Origin of the sequence: Pseudomonas sp. RHF3.3-3, assembly GCF_048069595.1 — a bacterium.
GTDB lineage: Bacteria > Pseudomonadota > Gammaproteobacteria > Pseudomonadales > Pseudomonadaceae > Aquipseudomonas > Aquipseudomonas fuscovaginae_B.
In genome coordinates, this window is sequence record NZ_CP182250.1 from 5875940 (window position 1) to 5891043 (window position 15104).

General features: G+C 63.4%; 17 protein-coding genes. 13 read left to right on the forward strand and 4 right to left on the reverse strand.

Features of this window, described 5'->3' with window-relative positions; genetic code table 11:
- Window positions 1-89 precede the first annotated feature (89 nt).
- Genes ACMGT0_RS25770 through ACMGT0_RS25790 form a run of 5 tightly spaced genes read left to right on the forward strand, consistent with a single transcriptional unit; the run spans window position 90 to window position 4263 of the window.
- Window positions 90-869: a transporter substrate-binding domain-containing protein gene (locus ACMGT0_RS25770; RefSeq protein WP_054056619.1), complete on the forward strand. Its 780-nt coding sequence runs from the start codon at window positions 90-92 to the stop codon at window positions 867-869.
- Between the two features lie 58 nt (window positions 870-927).
- A complete protein-coding gene (locus tag ACMGT0_RS25775; protein ID WP_054056618.1) occupies window positions 928-1656 on the forward strand; it encodes an ABC transporter permease in 729 nt (242 codons plus the stop codon).
- Complete coding sequence (locus tag ACMGT0_RS25780; RefSeq protein ID WP_054056617.1) at window positions 1653-2363, forward strand: ABC transporter permease; 711 nt, start codon at window positions 1653-1655, stop codon at window positions 2361-2363. Before ACMGT0_RS25775 ends, ACMGT0_RS25780 begins: the two co-directional genes overlap by 4 nt.
- A 9-nt stretch (window positions 2364-2372) precedes the next feature.
- Window positions 2373-3491 (forward strand): succinylglutamate desuccinylase/aspartoacylase family protein, encoded by a 1119-nt coding sequence (locus ACMGT0_RS25785; protein WP_416770357.1) that lies wholly within the window; start codon window positions 2373-2375, stop codon window positions 3489-3491.
- A gap of 7 nt (window positions 3492-3498) precedes the next feature.
- Window positions 3499-4263 (forward strand): ABC transporter ATP-binding protein, encoded by a 765-nt coding sequence (locus ACMGT0_RS25790; RefSeq protein ID WP_054056615.1) that lies wholly within the window; start codon window positions 3499-3501, stop codon window positions 4261-4263.
- A gap of 132 nt (window positions 4264-4395) precedes the next feature.
- Here ACMGT0_RS25790 and ACMGT0_RS25795 read toward each other — a convergent pair whose 3' ends face one another.
- From ACMGT0_RS25795 to dcd, 3 genes are all read right to left on the reverse strand, one after another.
- Window positions 4396-5232 carry a transporter substrate-binding domain-containing protein gene (locus tag ACMGT0_RS25795; RefSeq protein ID WP_416770359.1) on the reverse strand — a complete coding sequence of 279 codons (837 nt, stop codon included), beginning with the start codon at window positions 5230-5232 and terminating at the stop codon, window positions 4396-4398.
- Window positions 5233-5353: 121 nt separating this feature from the next.
- The gene (locus ACMGT0_RS25800; RefSeq protein WP_416770361.1) at window positions 5354-5560 is read right to left on the reverse strand and encodes a hypothetical protein; all 207 of its coding nucleotides are present in this window, start codon (window positions 5558-5560) and stop codon (window positions 5354-5356) included.
- A 107-nt stretch (window positions 5561-5667) separates the two neighbouring features.
- Window positions 5668-6234 carry a dCTP deaminase gene (dcd, locus tag ACMGT0_RS25805; RefSeq protein ID WP_010445012.1) on the reverse strand — a complete coding sequence of 189 codons (567 nt, stop codon included), beginning with the start codon at window positions 6232-6234 and terminating at the stop codon, window positions 5668-5670.
- 387 nt (window positions 6235-6621) lie between these two features.
- Here dcd and ACMGT0_RS25810 point away from each other — a divergent pair, with 387 nt between their 5' ends.
- Window positions 6622-6831, forward strand: a complete 210-nt coding sequence (locus tag ACMGT0_RS25810; protein WP_054056612.1) for a cold-shock protein — start codon at window positions 6622-6624, stop codon at window positions 6829-6831.
- Between the two features lie 131 nt (window positions 6832-6962).
- Here ACMGT0_RS25810 and apbC read toward each other — a convergent pair whose 3' ends face one another.
- A complete protein-coding gene (apbC, locus tag ACMGT0_RS25815; RefSeq protein WP_054056611.1) occupies window positions 6963-8057 on the reverse strand; it encodes an iron-sulfur cluster carrier protein ApbC in 1095 nt (364 codons plus the stop codon).
- 177 nt (window positions 8058-8234) lie between these two features.
- On the opposite strand from apbC, the gene metG reads away from it, so the two are divergent.
- From metG to nth, 7 genes are all read left to right on the forward strand, one after another.
- Window positions 8235-10286, forward strand: coding sequence for a methionine--tRNA ligase (metG, locus tag ACMGT0_RS25820; protein WP_416770364.1), 2052 nt, complete (start codon window positions 8235-8237; stop codon window positions 10284-10286).
- Between the two features lie 115 nt (window positions 10287-10401).
- Entirely contained in the window at window positions 10402-10980 is a 579-nt protein-coding gene (locus tag ACMGT0_RS25825) for an electron transport complex protein RnfA (protein WP_416770366.1), read from the forward strand.
- A complete protein-coding gene (gene rsxB / locus ACMGT0_RS25830) occupies window positions 10977-12182 on the forward strand; it encodes an electron transport complex subunit RsxB (protein WP_416770368.1) in 1206 nt (401 codons plus the stop codon). The genes ACMGT0_RS25825 and rsxB overlap by 4 nt, the downstream gene beginning before the upstream one ends.
- Window positions 12169-13161, forward strand: a complete 993-nt coding sequence (locus ACMGT0_RS25835; protein WP_416770370.1) for an RnfABCDGE type electron transport complex subunit D — start codon at window positions 12169-12171, stop codon at window positions 13159-13161. The genes rsxB and ACMGT0_RS25835 overlap by 14 nt, the downstream gene beginning before the upstream one ends.
- Window positions 13158-13754, forward strand: a complete 597-nt coding sequence (locus tag ACMGT0_RS25840) for an RnfABCDGE type electron transport complex subunit G (protein WP_416770371.1) — start codon at window positions 13158-13160, stop codon at window positions 13752-13754. Before ACMGT0_RS25835 ends, ACMGT0_RS25840 begins: the two co-directional genes overlap by 4 nt.
- Window positions 13751-14356: an Rnf-Nqr domain containing protein gene (locus ACMGT0_RS25845; RefSeq protein ID WP_054057489.1), complete on the forward strand. Its 606-nt coding sequence runs from the start codon at window positions 13751-13753 to the stop codon at window positions 14354-14356. Before ACMGT0_RS25840 ends, ACMGT0_RS25845 begins: the two co-directional genes overlap by 4 nt.
- Window positions 14357-14363: 7 nt before the next feature.
- Window positions 14364-15002 carry an endonuclease III gene (nth, locus tag ACMGT0_RS25850; protein WP_416770374.1) on the forward strand — a complete coding sequence of 213 codons (639 nt, stop codon included), beginning with the start codon at window positions 14364-14366 and terminating at the stop codon, window positions 15000-15002.
- The last annotated feature ends 102 nt before the right edge of the window (window positions 15003-15104 follow it).

Here is a 15104-nt window from a genome sequence, read left to right on the forward strand (position 1 = left end):
GAAATTGCTACTTTTATCCGGTCATACGCGTTCCAGTAACAGTACTTAGTGCGCCACAAGCGCTCATTCTGGTCTTCAGGGATTAAATAATGAAAAAAGCATTGCTGACCCTTTCCGCACTGGCTCTCTGCATGGGCGCAGGCGTCGCCATGGCCAAGGAATACAAGGAACTGCGCTTCGGCGTGGACCCGTCCTACGCGCCCTTCGAATCCAAGGCCGCTGACGGCAGCCTGGTCGGCTTCGACATCGACCTGGGCAACGCCATCTGCGCCGAGCTGAAAGTCAAATGCAAATGGGTCGAAAGCGACTTCGACGGCATGATTCCAGGCCTCAATGCCAACAAGTTCGACGGTGTGATCTCGTCGATGACCGTGACCGAAACCCGCCAGAAAGCCATCGACTTCTCCAGCGAGCTGTTCTCCGGCCCGACCTCCCTGGTGTTCAAGAAAGGGGCGAACTACTCCACCCCCGAATCCCTCAAGGGCAAGACCGTGGGCTACGAGCAAGGCACCATCCAGGAAGCCTACGCCAAGGCCGTGCTGGACAAGGCCGGGGTAACCACCAAGGCCTACGCCAACCAGGACCAGGTCTACGCCGACCTGACCTCCGGTCGTCTCGACGCCTCGGTACAGGACATGCTCCAGGCCGAACTGGGCTTCCTGAAGTCGCCAGCCGGCGCCGGCTACGAAGTCAGCAAGGCGATCGACGATCCGCTGCTGCCATCGAAAACCGCGATCGGTATCAAAAAAGGTAACAAGGACCTCAAGGCTCTGCTGGACAAAGGTATCGAAGCGTTACACAAGGACGGCAAATACGCCGAAATCCAGAAGAAGCACTTTGGCGACCTGAATCTGTATAGCGGGAAGTGATCCCCTGGGCGCCCCCTGCAAAAGGGGGCGCTTTCTTGACGGCCAAAGGCACACGTTCATGTTCGACAACCTCCTGCACACCCTGGGGCTCTCCGCCTTCAGCTTGAAGGGCTTCGGCCCGATCCTGCTGCAAGGCACCTGGATGACCATCAAATTATCGATACTGTCGCTGCTGGTGAGCGTGCTGCTCGGCCTGCTCGGCGCCAGTGCCAAGCTTTCCAGCATCGGCCTGCTGCGCCTGCCGGCGCAGATCTACACCACGCTGATCCGCGGGGTACCCGACCTGGTACTGATGCTGCTGATCTTCTACAGCCTGCAAACCTGGCTCTCCAGCCTGACCGATGCGATGGACTGGGAATACATCGAGATCGACCCGTTCGCCGCCGGGGTCATTACCCTGGGTTTCATCTACGGCGCCTATTTCACCGAAACCTTCCGTGGCGCGATTCTCGCCGTGCCGCGCGGACAGCTCGAAGCCGCCACCGCCTACGGCCTCACCCGGGCCCAGCGCTTTCGCTTCGTGACCTTCCCGCAGATGATGCGCTTCGCCCTGCCGGGAATCGGCAACAACTGGATGGTGATCCTCAAGGCCACCGCGCTGGTTTCGATCATCGGCCTGGCCGACCTGGTCAAGGCCGCCCAGGATGCGGGCAAGAGCACCTATCAACTGTTCTACTTCCTGGTGCTCGCCGCCCTGATCTACCTGCTGATCACCAGTGCCTCGAACTATGTCCTGCGCTGGCTTGAACGGCGTTATGCCGCCGGTGCCCGGGAGGCCGTGCGATGATCGAACTGCTCGAACAATACTGGCGCCCGTTCCTCTACAGCGACGGCCAGCACATCACCGGCCTGGCCATGACCCTGTGGTTGCTCAGCGCCTCGATCTTCATCGGTTTCCTGCTGTCGATCCCGCTGTCGATCGCCCGGGTCTCGCCCAAGCGCCGCATCCGCTGGCCGGTGGAGTTCTACACCTACCTGTTCCGCGGTACGCCGCTGTATATCCAGTTGCTGATCTGCTACACCGGGATCTACAGCCTGGAGGCCGTACGCAACCAGCCGTTGCTCAACTCGTTCTTCCGCGATGCGATGAACTGCACCATCCTCGCCTTCGCCCTGAACACCTGCGCCTACACCACGGAGATCTTCGCCGGGGCGATCCGCAGCATGAACCATGGCGAGGTCGAGGCGGCCAAGGCCTATGGCCTCACCGGCTGGAAGCTCTACGCCTACGTGATCATGCCGTCGGCCCTGCGCCGCTCGCTGCCGTACTACAGCAACGAAGTGATCCTGATGCTGCACTCGACCACGGTGGCCTTCACCGCGACCATTCCCGATATCCTGAAGATCGCCCGGGACGCCAACTCGGCGACCTACATGACCTTCCAGTCGTTCGGCATCGCCGCGGTGATCTACCTGGCGATCACCTTCACCCTGGTCGGCCTGTTCCGGCTGGCCGAACGCCGCTGGCTGGCCTTCCTCGGCCCGGCCCACTAGGACTTGCCCATGCGTCATGTCACTCATGACCTGCTGGCGCCCGTACCGGGCACCGCACGTCAGATCCACAGTTTCCACTTCGGCCCGGAACAGGCCGAACGCAAGGTCTATATCCAGTCTTCGCTGCACGCCGACGAACTGCCCGGCATGCTGGTCGCCTGGCACCTCAAGCAGCGCTTGGCCGAGCTGGAGCAGGCCGGCCGCCTGCGGGGCGAGATCGTGCTGGTACCGGTGGCCAACCCGATCGGCCTGGAACAGGTGCTGATGGACGTGCCCCTGGGACGCTACGAGCTGGAAAGCGGGCAGAACTTCAACCGCTGGTTCGTCGACCTCAGCGAGGAGATCGGCAACCGCGTCGAGCCCCTGCTCAACGATGATCCGCGACACAACCTGTGGCTGATCCGGCGCGAACTGAAGACGGCGCTGGCGGCGGAGGTCCCGGCCACCCAACTGCAATCCCAGCGACTGGCACTGCAAGGGATCGCCTGCGATGCCGACATGGTGCTCGACCTGCATTGCGACTTCGAGGCCGTCACCCACCTGTACACCACGCCCGAGGCCTGGCCGCAGGTCGAGCCGCTGGCCCGCTATATCGGTTCCGAGGCCAGCCTGCTGGCGACCGACTCCGGCGGCCAGTCCTTCGACGAGTGTTTCACCCTGCTCTGGTGGGACCTGCAGCAACGCTTCGGCGAGCGCTTCGCGATGCCCATGGGCAGCTTTTCGGTGACCGTCGAATTGCGCGGCCAGGGTGATGTCACCCACCCGCTGGCGAGCCAGGACTGCCAGGCGATCCTCGACTACCTGAGCCACTTCGGGGTGATCGAAGGCGAGATCGCGCCACTGCCGGCACTGCGTTATCCGGCGACGCCGCTGGCCGGGGTCGAACCGGTAGCCACGCCATTCGGCGGCCTGCTGGTATTCCATGCCCTGCCGGGCCAGTACCTGGCAGCCGGGCAACTGATCGCCGAAGTCATCGACCCGATCAGCGACCGGGTCACCCCTGTTCACAGCGCCACCGCGGGCCTGCTCTATGCCCGTTCGCTGCGCCGCATGGCGACCGCCGGCATGGTCATCGCCCATGTCGCCGGCCACGAAGCCTATCGCAGCGGCTATCTACTTTCTCCTTGAGGTACCCATGTACAAACTGACCATTGAAGGCCTGCACAAGAGCTATGGCAACCACGAGGTGCTCAAGGGCGTCTCGCTCAAGGCCAGGACGGGCGATGTGATCAGCCTGATCGGCGCCAGCGGTTCGGGCAAGAGCACCTTCCTGCGCTGCATCAACTTCCTGGAAACGCCCAACGACGGTGCCATGACCCTGGACGGCCAGGCGATCCGCATGGTCAGCGACCGAAACGGCATGCGCGTCGCCGACGAAGCCGAGTTGCAACGCATCCGTACCCGCCTGGCGATGGTGTTCCAGCACTTCAACCTGTGGAGCCACATGAGCGTGCTGGAAAACATCACCATGGCGCCGCGCCGGGTGCTGGGCGTCGATCGCAAGGAGGCCGAGGAGCGGGCCCGCCGCTACCTGGACAAGGTCGGCCTGCCGGCGCGGGTCGCCGAGCAGTACCCGGCGTTTCTCTCCGGTGGCCAGCAACAGCGGGTGGCAATCGCCCGGGCGCTGGCGATGGAACCGGAAGTGATGCTGTTCGACGAGCCGACCTCGGCGCTCGACCCGGAACTGGTGGGCGAAGTGCTGAAGGTGATCCAGGGGCTGGCCGAGGAAGGCCGGACGATGATCATGGTCACCCACGAAATGAGCTTTGCCCGCAAGGTATCGAGCCAGGTGCTGTTCCTGCACCAGGGGCTGGTGGAGGAGCAGGGAGCCCCCGAGGACGTGCTGGGCAACCCGCAGAGCGAGCGGCTGCGGCAGTTCCTCAGCGGTAACCTCAAGTAATTGCGCAAGGCCTGAGGGCCTGTTCGCGGGCAAGCCACGCTCCTACAGGGGTTGCTGCCATGCCCGGAATACGTGTACGGCGCAATACTGTAGGAGCGTGGCTTGCCCGCGAAGAGGCCATCACGCTCTGCCTCAGTTATGGGCGGCCTGCCATGGGTAGGCCAGCCACTTCTGCATGCGCTTGGCGAACCGCCCGCTTTCCATGTCCTGGTGCAACCACTGGTCAACGTACTGTTTAAGCACGATGTCCCGTGGCAACAGCACCGCCTTCTCGGAAAAATCGAACGGCTGGTCCGGATGCACCGCGCATAACTGCGGGTGCAGCTTCTCCTGCAGGCGTGTCTCCACCGCGTCGGTCATCATCAGGTCCGCCTTGCCGTCGACGATCTGCTGGAAGATGGTGACGTTGTCGTCATGCACGACGATCCGCGCCTGTTTCAGGTTGGCCCGGGCGAATTTCTCGTTGGTGCCTCCCGGATTGACGATGGCCGTCACCTGCGGCTGGTCGATCTGTTCCAGGGTCTGGAAGGCCTGCTGGCGGGAGCACAGGGTGATCGGTGTCTTGCCATCACGCTGGTAAGGCTGTGAAAAAAATGCCTTTCTCTGGCGCTCCATGTTCACCGAGATGCCACTGATCGCCAGGTCGAAGTGGTCCGCCTGCAAATCGTTCATCAGCGTCGGCCAGGTCGTCGGCACCAACTGCAGCTTCGCCCCCATCGATTGCGCCAGCTCCTGTGCCAGCTCGATGTCCAGGCCGATGAAATGCTCGCCACTCTTGTAGCTGAAGGGCTTGTAGTCACCCGTGGTGCCGACTCGCAGTACACCCTGCTGGATGATCCGGTCGAGCCGACCGACCACCTGCACCGGCGCAGCACCCTGCGCCAGCTCGGCAGCCTCGGCCAACGGGGTGGCGACCAGGAGCGCCGACAGCAGGAGCCGGGAAAATCCCAGGGGAATGGAAAACGTCATGGGCAGCCCTTCTTATTGTCTGATATCCGTGAGTGCGCGTTGATGGCACTGGCGCAGACTACCTGCAAGGACTGAAACAGGCGACCCCTGGACGGCACGCGGCCGTCCAGTCGGGCACGGATCAGGCCACCGGCGCCGGTGGTGGCTCGTCGGGCAGCACCGGTTCACCCGGTTCGGTGGGCTGTTCGTTGGGGGTATCGGGATCCGGCTGGCCGGGAATACCACCGGAAAGGCTCTGTGGATGGGCGAGCAATGACCAGGCCAGCAGGCCCACTTGATTGGGTTCCAGTCTTGCCAGTTCGGCACTGATGCTTGGATCGATCTTCATGGGTGACTCCTGGGCGAAATGACCCGGCCAGCCTTGCGCCAACCAGGGCGGTACACTCTGTAGAGTGCACCGGCGCCCAGGAATTCCCTCGGACTTGCCGCCCTTCGTCAGGTGCGCGGCAGGGTCACGCCACGCTGGCCCTGATACTTGCCGCCGCGGTCCTTGTAGGAGACTTCGCACTCCTCGTCGGACTCCAGGAACAGCATCTGCGCCACGCCTTCATTGGCGTAGATCTTCGCCGGCAGGGTGGTGGTGTTGGAGAACTCGAGGGTCACGTGGCCTTCCCACTCCGGTTCCAGCGGGGTCACGTTGACGATGATCCCGCAGCGCGCGTAGGTGCTCTTGCCCAGGCAGATGGTCAGCACGTTGCGTGGAATGCGGAAGTACTCGACGGTACGGGCCAGGGCGAAGGAGTTCGGCGGAATGATGCAGACATCGCTCTTGATATCGACGAAGCTGCCGGCATCGAAGTTCTTCGGATCGACGGTCGCCGAGTTGATGTTGGTGAACACCTTGAACTCGTCGGCGCAACGCACGTCGTAGCCATAGCTCGACACGCCGAAGGAAATCAGCCGATCGGCGCCTTCACCACGCATCTGGCGCTCGACGAAGGGTTCGATCATGCCGTGCTCTTGCGCCATGCGGCGAATCCACTTGTCCGATTTGATGCTCATGGCGGGTGTCCTGAATAGCGAGGTGGAGAAATTCTGCCCGGCATCTTACCGGGGCGCATCGCCCGGTTCAAAGTCCGGGGCTCGATTTGCCACAAAATAGCTAACCCGGATCACCCCGCCAAACCCCGCAAAAACCTTTGTGGCGGGCGCCTGCTGGCCGGCCGGGACACCGTCAGTCACGAAATAGGCGAAACCTTGGCAAAGACCATTGGCACGTTCTGGAAAAAGGGTTAAGGTGGCATCACTGTGCTGCTTGTGTCACTGAGAATCTCTCCACGATGTTGAATTTCGATCCAACCATCTCCAAGAATTTTTCCTGCTCTTTGCACTCAGTCTCGGCCAGGGCGTTTCCTGAGCCGCAGTTAACTTTGTCCAAGGAGACATCAAATGTCTAACCGCCAAACCGGTACCGTCAAGTGGTTCAACGATGAAAAAGGCTTCGGCTTCATCACCCCACAATCCGGTGACGACCTGTTCGTACACTTCAAAGCTATCAAGGCTGACGGTTTCAAGACCCTGAAAGAAGGCCAGCAGGTTTCTTTCGTCGCTACCCGCGGCCAGAAAGGCATGCAAGCTGAAGAAGTAGAAGTTATTTAACTTCTGTTGATTCAGTAGAAAGCCCCGCTCTCTGACGAGATGCGGGGCTTTTTTGTGCCCGGATGTTTTCCCGGGCCGCGCCGAAGGTTGCTTGTGCTGGGCGGACAGCCCAGCACAAGCAACCCTACCGGTCAGTCGTCGCTGATGGTGATGTTCGGCAACGCCTGGCTTGCCGCTTCCTGCAGCACGATCCGCGCGCCCACATGGCGCGCCAGTTCCTGATAGACCATGGCGATCTGCCCATCCGGCTCGGCCGCCACGGTCGGCTTGCCGCCGTCGGCCTGCTCGCGGATGACCATCGACAACGGCAGCGAGGCCAGCAACTCGACGCCGTACTGCGAAGCCAGCTTCTCGCCACCGCCCTCGCCGAACAGGTGCTCGGCATGGCCACAGTTCGAGCAGATGTGCACCGCCATGTTTTCCACCACACCCAGCACCGGAATGTTCACCTTGCGGAACATCTCCACGCCCTTCTTCGCATCGAGCAGAGCCAGGTCCTGCGGAGTGGTGACGATCACCGAGCCGGCCACCGGGACCTTCTGCGCCAGGGTCAGCTGGATATCGCCGGTGCCCGGCGGCATGTCGATCACCAGGTAGTCCAGGTTGCCCCAGTCGGTCTGGGTCACCAGTTGCAGCAGGGCGCCGGAGACCATCGGCCCACGCCAGACCATCGGCGTGTTGTCATCGGTCAGGAAGGCCATGGACATGACTTCCACGCCCAGCGATTCGATCGGCACGAACCACTTCTGCTCCTTGATTTTCGGCCGGGTGCCTTCGGCGATCCCGAACATCACGCCCTGGCTCGGGCCGTAGATATCCGCATCGAGAATTCCCACCCGGGCCCCTTCGCGGGCCAGCGCCAGGGCCAGGTTGGCGGCGGTGGTCGACTTGCCCACCCCGCCCTTGCCGGACGCCACCGCCACCACGTTTTTTACGTTGGCCAGCCCCGGAATCTGCGCCTGGGCCTTGTGGGCGGCAATCACACAGTCGATCTCGACCCTGGCCGAGGCCACGCCGTCCAGGCCTTCGATAGCCAGTTGCAGCATCTGCGCCCAGCCGTTCTTGAACAGCCCGGCGGCATAACCCAGTTCGAGGCGGACGCTGACGCGGTCGGCCTGGATGTCGATGGCCTTCACGCACCCGGCGCTGAGCGGGTCCTGGTTCAGATAAGGATCGGTGTACTGGCGAAGGACGGCCTCCACCGCTGCGCGATTGACTGCGCTCATGGGCAACTCCCGAAAAAGGCTGAGTGAAACAGACGGCTATCGTAACCGTTCTGGGCCGATGCGACATGCCAGACATTGATTTGTCGCGACTAAGAGGGGGAAACCGCCACAGGTGAAATATATTTCCCGGCGCTTTATAGTGTCCGGTCTCCGTTTCACTTCAAGTAGCCGAGCCCCATGTCCGAGCCACGCCAGATTCTCGTCACCAGCGCCCTGCCCTATGCCAATGGTTCCATCCACCTCGGCCACATGGTCGAGTATGTCCAGACCGACATGTGGGTGCGTTTCCAGAAGCACCGCGGCAACCAATGCATCTACGTCTGCGCTGACGACGCCCATGGCTCGGCCATCATGCTGCGTGCCGAGAAGGAAGGCATCACGCCGGAACAGCTGATCGCCAACGTCCAGCTCGAACACAGCAGCGACTTCGCCGACTTCCTGGTCGACTTCGACAACTTCCACTCGACCCACGCCGAGGAGAACCGCGAGCTGTCGACGCAGATCTACCTGCGCCTGCGCGACGCGGGGCACATCGCCAACCGGGCGATCACCCAGTATTTCGACCCGGAAAAGCAGATGTTCCTGGCCGACCGCTTCATCAAGGGCACCTGCCCTAAATGCGGCACCGAGGACCAGTATGGCGACAACTGCGAAAAATGCGGCGCCACCTACGCCCCGACCGACCTGAAGGATCCGAAGTCGGCGATTTCCGGTGCCACGCCGGTACTGAAGGAATCCCAGCACTTCTTCTTCAAGCTGCCGGACTTCCAGGCCATGCTGCAAGGCTGGACCCGCAGCGGCACGCTGCAGGATGCCGTGGCGAACAAGATCGCCGAATGGCTGGACAGCGGCCTGCAGGAGTGGGACATCTCCCGCGACGCGCCATACTTCGGCTTCGAGATCCCGGATGAGCCGGGCAAGTACTTCTACGTGTGGCTGGACGCACCGATCGGCTACATGGCCAGCTTCAAGAATCTCTGCGCCCGCCGTCCGGAACTGGACTTCGACGCGTTCTGGGGCAAGGACTCCAAGGCCGAGCTGTACCACTTCATCGGCAAGGACATCGTCAACTTCCACGCCCTGTTCTGGCCGGCTATGCTCGAAGGCGCGGGCTACCGCAAGCCTACCGGGATCAACGTGCACGGCTACCTGACCGTCAACGGCCAGAAGATGTCCAAGTCCCGCGGCACCTTCATCAAGGCCCGGACCTACCTCGACCACCTGTCGCCGGAGTACCTGCGCTACTACTACGCGTCCAAGCTGGGCAAGGGCGTCGACGACCTCGACCTGAACCTCGACGACTTCGTGCAGAAGGTCAACTCGGACCTGGTCGGCAAGGTGGTGAACATCGCCAGCCGTTGCGCCGGTTTCATCCACAAGGGCAACGCCGGTGTGCTGGTCGCGGGCGATGCCGCTCCCGAGCTGACCGAGGCCTTCCGTGCTGCGGCCCCGAGCATCGCCGATGCCTACGAGAGCCGCGACTTCGCTCGCGCCATGCGCGAGATCATGGTCCTGGCCGACCGCGCCAACGCCTGGATCGCCGACAAGGCGCCATGGGCCCTGGCCAAGCAGGAAGGCAAGCAGGATGAAGTCCAGGCCGTCTGCGCCGCGGGTATCAACCTGTTCCGCCAGTTGATCATCTTCCTCAAGCCGGTGCTGCCGCTGCTGGCCGCCGATGCCGAGGCGTTCCTCAACGTCCCGCCGCTGACCTGGAACGATCACGCCAACCTGCTAGCCAACCATCAACTGAACGCGTTCAAGCCGCTGATGACCCGTATCGACCCGGCAAAAGTGCAGGCGATGACCGACGCTTCGAAGGAAGATCTCGCCGCCAGCCAGACCGACACCGGCAGCGCCGCGCCGAAGGGCAACGGCGAACTGGCCAAGGACCCGCTGTCGCCGGAGATCGAATTCGACACGTTCGCCGCAGTCGACCTGCGCGTCGCGCTGATCGTCAAGGCCGAGGCGGTCGAGGGTGCGGACAAGCTGCTGCGCCTGACCCTGGACATCGGTGACGAACAGCGCAACGTGTTCTCCGGAATCAAGAGCGCCTATCCGAACCCGGCCGAGCTGGAAGGTCGCCTGACCATGATGATCGCCAACCTCAAGCCGCGCAAAATGCGTTTCGGCATCTCCGAGGGCATGGTCATGGCCGCAGGCCCCGGCGGCGAGGAAATCTACCTGCTGAGCCCGGACAGCGGTGCCAAGCCTGGCCAGCGGATCAAGTAACGCTGTCCTGCCTGACCTCGCGGGCCACGATCTTCGTGGCCCGCGACGTTTCATAGCTAGTACGGCCCGTTCGCTTGCCGGATAATTCACGCCATACGCTTGCCCGGCACGATCAATGACCGACCTCCTTCTCACCCTCGTCAGCGCCGCCCTGATCAACAACGTCGTGTTGCACTGGCCGCTGGGCGTCGATCCGTTGCTGCAGGACACCCGGGGCGAGCGCCGCCGGCTGCATGCCCTGGGCATCGCCACCACCTGGGTGATGCTGGTCGCCACCCTGCTGAACCATGGCCTCTATCACCTGGTATTGCTGCCGCTGCAGTTGGGCGCCTTGCAAGTATTGGTGTTCCTGCCCGTCAGCTTCGCCCTGATCGGCCCGAGCCTGAAGCTGCTGGCGCGCTGGCTGCCCGGCCTGCCGTTCGAACGGCTGTGGCCGCTGCTGCTGACCAACGCCGGCATTCTCGGCGTGGCCCTGATCGCCACGCAGGACGACCACGGCCCAGGGCAGGCGGCGCTGTCGAGCCTGGGTGGCGGCCTGGGTTTCTGGCTGGTCCTGGCCCTGTTCCACGACCTGCGCCGGCGTACCTATCATGAAGAAGTGCCCCTGCCGTTTCGCGGGCTGCCGATCGAACTGATCAGCGCCGGCCTCATGGCCCTGGCCTTTCTCGGTTTCAACGGACTGTTCAAGTCATGAGTCTGATTCAACACATCGACGCGCTGCTGCCGCAGACCCAATGCGGCAAATGCGGCCACCAGGGCTGCAAACCCTACGCCGAAGGCATCGCCAACGGTGAAGCGATCAACAAGTGCCCGCCGGGCGGCAGTGAAACCATCGCCGCCCTGGCCAGCCTGTTGCGCGTACCGGTCCTGGAACTGGATACGGAACGCGGCACCGCACCGGCCCAGGTCGCGTTCATCCGCGAAGCCGAGTGCATCGGCTGCACCAAGTGCATCCAGGCCTGCCCGGTGGACGCCATCGTCGGTGCCGCCAAGCTGATGCACACGGTCATCCTCGACGAATGCACCGGTTGCGATCTGTGCGTGGCGCCCTGTCCGGTGGACTGCATCGAAATGCGCCCGCTGCCGGCCAATGTCGTCCCCATTATCGGCGGGTTGGCCCATGACGCCGGGCAACAGCAGGCTCGCAGCGAAAAACGCGCCCGCGCCCGGCGCCGCTTCGACCGGCACAACGCCCGGCTGCAGGGCGAGGAACAACGACGCAATGCCGAGCGCCAGGCCAGGGCGGCGCGCCCGGCGCAAACCGACCACACGGCGAACGATCCGGTCAAGGCCGCCCTGGAACGGGTCAAGGCGCAAAAGGCCCTGGACTCCGATGCCGCGCTGAAAAAGGCCAGGATCGACGTGGCCATGAGCCGTGCGCAATTGAACAAATCCCTGAAGGCCTTCGGCCATCCACCGACTGCCGAGCAGGCCGCACAACTGGTGGTGCTGCAGCAACAGTTCGAAGCCGCGGAGCTGGCCCTTGCCCGCCTGGAAAGCGCCGCTCCCGCCACCCCGGCGCCCGCGATGCCCCAGGATGCCGAACTCAAGCGCGCGAAGATCCAGTTGGCCATGCGCCGCGCCGAGCTGAAGAAGGCCGAGGCGAATGCGGCGCCAGCCGAGCAGGTCGCCCTCCTCAGCGCCGCGCTCGCACAGGCCGAGCGCGACCTGCATGCCGCCGAGGATGCCTCCGGGAAGCCCGCCCCCGATCTGGTTCGTATCGAAAAAAGGCCGATCGATCAGCAGCTCAGGGCCCTTAAAACTGAACTGGCCTATGCCCGTGCCGAACTTGGCAAACTGCAGCGCCGCCCTGATACCTCGGCACAGGCGCTGAGCGACGCCCAACGCAGGCTCGAGGAGGCCCAGCGCCAGGTCAATGCCCATGTTGCGCCCTGACCAGCCGGACAGGCGCATCCGACAGGCCATGCAGTGGGTGCTGCTCGCCACGTTGCCCGGCGCGCTGGTGCTGCTCGGGCTGTATGGCTGGGGCGTGCCGATCAATCTGCTGCTGTGTGCGAGCACCGCACTGCTGACCGAAGCCGCTGTGCTGCGGCTGCGCGCACGTCCGCTGCGGCCCGCGTTGCAGGACGGCAGCGCGTTGGTCAGCGCCACCCTTCTCGGCCTGGCGCTGCCACCCTACGCGCCGTGGTGGCTGGCGGTGTTCGCCAGCGCTGGCGCCCTGCTGGCGGGCAAGCACCTGTACGGTGGCATCGGCAGGAATCCCTTCAACCCGGCGATGCTCGGTTATGCACTGGCGCTGGTGAGTTTCCCGCAGCCGATGACACACTGGCCGGCGCCCCATGGCCTGGACCTGCTCGGCGGCCTGCAGCAGGTATTCGGCCTGCATCTGCCCGGCCAGCCCGACGCCTGGGCCCAGGCGACCGCCCTCGACAGCCTGCGGCTCAATAAAAGCCTGACCATGGAAGAACTGTTCGCCAGCCATGCCGCTTTCGGCCGTTGGGGCGGCAAGGGCACCGAGTGGGTCAACCTGGCCTTTCTCGCCGGCGGCCTGTTGCTGTTGAAACAGAAGGTTTTCAGTTGGCATGCCCCGGTCGGGATGCTGGCGGGTCTGTTCCTCGCCAGCCTGATCGGCTGGAACGGCAGCGGTTCGGATTCCAACGGCTCGCCGCTGTTTCACCTGTTGAGCGGCGCGACCATGCTCGCAGCCTTCTTCATCGTCACCGAACCGGTCTCAGGCCCTTCTGGTGCCAGGGCCCGCCTGCTGTTTGGTGCCGGGGTCGGGCTGCTCACCTACCTTATCCGCACCTGGGGTGCATACCCCGATGGCGTGGCCTTCGCCGTGCTGTTGATGAACCTGGCGGTGCCGGCTGTGGAGCGCTGGTCGGTCCCTCGTGACGAGCGCAGCACGCCATGAACAGAACCGGCTCGCTGGTGATGGTGGTCGCCCTGGCAGCGCTGCTTGCGGGCCTGGTCTGGGATCTGCAGCGACAGGTGACACCGCGCATCCAGGCGCAGCAACTGGCAGTCCAGACGCGAGCGCTGTCCCAGGTGCTCCCGCCCGGTGAATACGAGCGCCAGTCGCTGGCATTGGACGCCAGTGAGCTGGCCCATAGCAGCCTGACTCAAGGCTATCGGATGCGGCTGCACGGAAAGCCGGTGGCCATCGTGCTCCAGAGCAGAACCCGGGGTTACGGCGGGCCGCTCGAATTGCTGGTCGGTATCGACACGAACGGCAGACTGCTGGGCGTGAAAACCCTGTCGCAGCGGGAAACTCCCGGGCTGGGTGCCAGGATCGCCGAGGACGGCGGCGCCTGGCTGGGCACCTTTCTCGGCAAGTCACGCACGGATACTCCCGACACGGCGTGGAAGCTGAAAAGGGACGGTGGCCAGTTCGACCAGATGGCCGGTGCCACGATCACCTCGCGGGCGGCGGTCGATGCGACCCATGACGCCCTGCGCTACTTCGACGAGCACCGCGGGCAACTGCTGGGAGAGCCGGACCAATGAATAGAAGCACACTGCTGCCCGGCTCATTGATGCTCGCCCCCCTGCTCGGAGCCAGCGACTCGCTGATCAAGGCCGCGTCCCTGTGGCTGGCAAGTCTGCTGGTGGCCGTACTCTATGGCGCATCGAGCCGCGCCCTGAAACCCTGGCTCAATCCAGCCCTGGCGTGGCCGGCGCAGACCCTGCTCGCCGCTGCCAGCGCCAGCCTGGTCTCGCTGGGACTGCAGGTCTGGTCCTGGGAATTGCAGCAGGCCCTTGGCTTCTACCTGGCCCTGCTTGGCGTGCAATGCCTGGCGCTGGAACATCTGGGCTTTTTCCGCGCAGGCGGGTTGAGAGAGAATGTTCATCTGTTCGCCGGCTTCGGCGCCCTGTCGATCTGCCTGGGGCTGCTGCGCGAACTGCTGGCGGACGGCACGCTGTTCGCCCACCTGCAATGGTGGATCGGCTCGGCGCCCCCAGAGCCTGTCAGGGTATTCGCCGCAGCGAGCGGCTTGCGCCTGGCCGGGCTGATGCCAGGGGCGTTTCTCCTGCTCGGTCTGCTGCTGGCCCTGAAACAAGCCTGGACCCTGCGTTCAACCTCACACCGAGTGCTTCCAAGGAAATGACTGCCCCATGAATGCCGCCAAACGCCTGGAAATTTTCCGTCGGCTCCACGAAGACAATCCGGAACCCAAGACCGAACTGGCGTACTCGTCACCGTTCGAGTTGCTGATTGCCGTGATTCTTTCCGCCCAGGCCACCGACGTCGGCGTGAACAAGGCGACGGCACGGCTGTACCCGGTCGCCAACACCCCCGAAGCGATCTACGCGCTGGGGGTCGAAGGGCTGTCCGAGTACATCAAGACCATCGGCCTGTATAACAGCAAGGCAAAAAACGTCGTCGAAACCTGCCGACTGCTGATCGAGCTGCATGGCAGCGAGGTGCCGCAAACCCGTGAAGCCCTGGAGGCATTACCCGGGGTTGGCCGCAAGACCGCCAACGTGGTGCTCAATACCGCCTTCCGGCAGCCGACCATGGCGGTCGACACGCATATTTTCCGGGTCAGCAACCGCACGGGGCTGGCACCCGGGAAGAACGTGCTGGAAGTGGAAAAACAATTGATGAAATTCGTGCCTAAACAGTACCTGCTCGACTCCCATCATTGGCTGATCCTGCTCGGCCGCTACGTTTGCCAGGCCCGAAAGCCGCGCTGTGGCAGTTGCCGAATCGAGGATCTGTGCGAATACAAGCACAAGACATCCGACGATTGAGCCTCCATTACTATTATTGATAAGTCGATTGAAAAAATCTTTTTTACCCGATCGTTAATTATCGATATAAGGAGCGCCAACGGCAGTCTTAGCCCGGAGTTG

What these genes read in the sequence shown, in the direction of transcription:
- ACMGT0_RS25770 (WP_054056619.1), top strand. Translation starts at nt 90, where the DNA reads ATGAAAAAAGCATTGCTGACCCTTTCCGCACTGGCTCTCTGCATGGGC.
- ACMGT0_RS25775 (WP_054056618.1), top strand. Translation starts at nt 928, where the DNA reads ATGTTCGACAACCTCCTGCACACCCTGGGGCTCTCCGCCTTCAGCTTG.
- ACMGT0_RS25780 (WP_054056617.1), top strand. Translation starts at nt 1,653, where the DNA reads ATGATCGAACTGCTCGAACAATACTGGCGCCCGTTCCTCTACAGCGAC.
- ACMGT0_RS25785 (WP_416770357.1), top strand. Translation starts at nt 2,373, where the DNA reads ATGCGTCATGTCACTCATGACCTGCTGGCGCCCGTACCGGGCACCGCA.
- ACMGT0_RS25790 (WP_054056615.1), top strand. Translation starts at nt 3,499, where the DNA reads ATGTACAAACTGACCATTGAAGGCCTGCACAAGAGCTATGGCAACCAC.
- ACMGT0_RS25795 (WP_416770359.1), bottom strand. Translation starts at nt 5,232, where the DNA reads ATGACGTTTTCCATTCCCCTGGGATTTTCCCGGCTCCTGCTGTCGGCG.
- ACMGT0_RS25800 (WP_416770361.1), bottom strand. Translation starts at nt 5,560, where the DNA reads ATGAAGATCGATCCAAGCATCAGTGCCGAACTGGCAAGACTGGAACCC.
- dcd (WP_010445012.1), bottom strand. Translation starts at nt 6,234, where the DNA reads ATGAGCATCAAATCGGACAAGTGGATTCGCCGCATGGCGCAAGAGCAC.
- ACMGT0_RS25810 (WP_054056612.1), top strand. Translation starts at nt 6,622, where the DNA reads ATGTCTAACCGCCAAACCGGTACCGTCAAGTGGTTCAACGATGAAAAA.
- apbC (WP_054056611.1), bottom strand. Translation starts at nt 8,057, where the DNA reads ATGAGCGCAGTCAATCGCGCAGCGGTGGAGGCCGTCCTTCGCCAGTAC.
- metG (WP_416770364.1), top strand. Translation starts at nt 8,235, where the DNA reads ATGTCCGAGCCACGCCAGATTCTCGTCACCAGCGCCCTGCCCTATGCC.
- ACMGT0_RS25825 (WP_416770366.1), top strand. Translation starts at nt 10,402, where the DNA reads ATGACCGACCTCCTTCTCACCCTCGTCAGCGCCGCCCTGATCAACAAC.
- rsxB (WP_416770368.1), top strand. Translation starts at nt 10,977, where the DNA reads ATGAGTCTGATTCAACACATCGACGCGCTGCTGCCGCAGACCCAATGC.
- ACMGT0_RS25835 (WP_416770370.1), top strand. Translation starts at nt 12,169, where the DNA reads ATGTTGCGCCCTGACCAGCCGGACAGGCGCATCCGACAGGCCATGCAG.
- ACMGT0_RS25840 (WP_416770371.1), top strand. Translation starts at nt 13,158, where the DNA reads ATGAACAGAACCGGCTCGCTGGTGATGGTGGTCGCCCTGGCAGCGCTG.
- ACMGT0_RS25845 (WP_054057489.1), top strand. Translation starts at nt 13,751, where the DNA reads ATGAATAGAAGCACACTGCTGCCCGGCTCATTGATGCTCGCCCCCCTG.
- nth (WP_416770374.1), top strand. Translation starts at nt 14,364, where the DNA reads ATGAATGCCGCCAAACGCCTGGAAATTTTCCGTCGGCTCCACGAAGAC.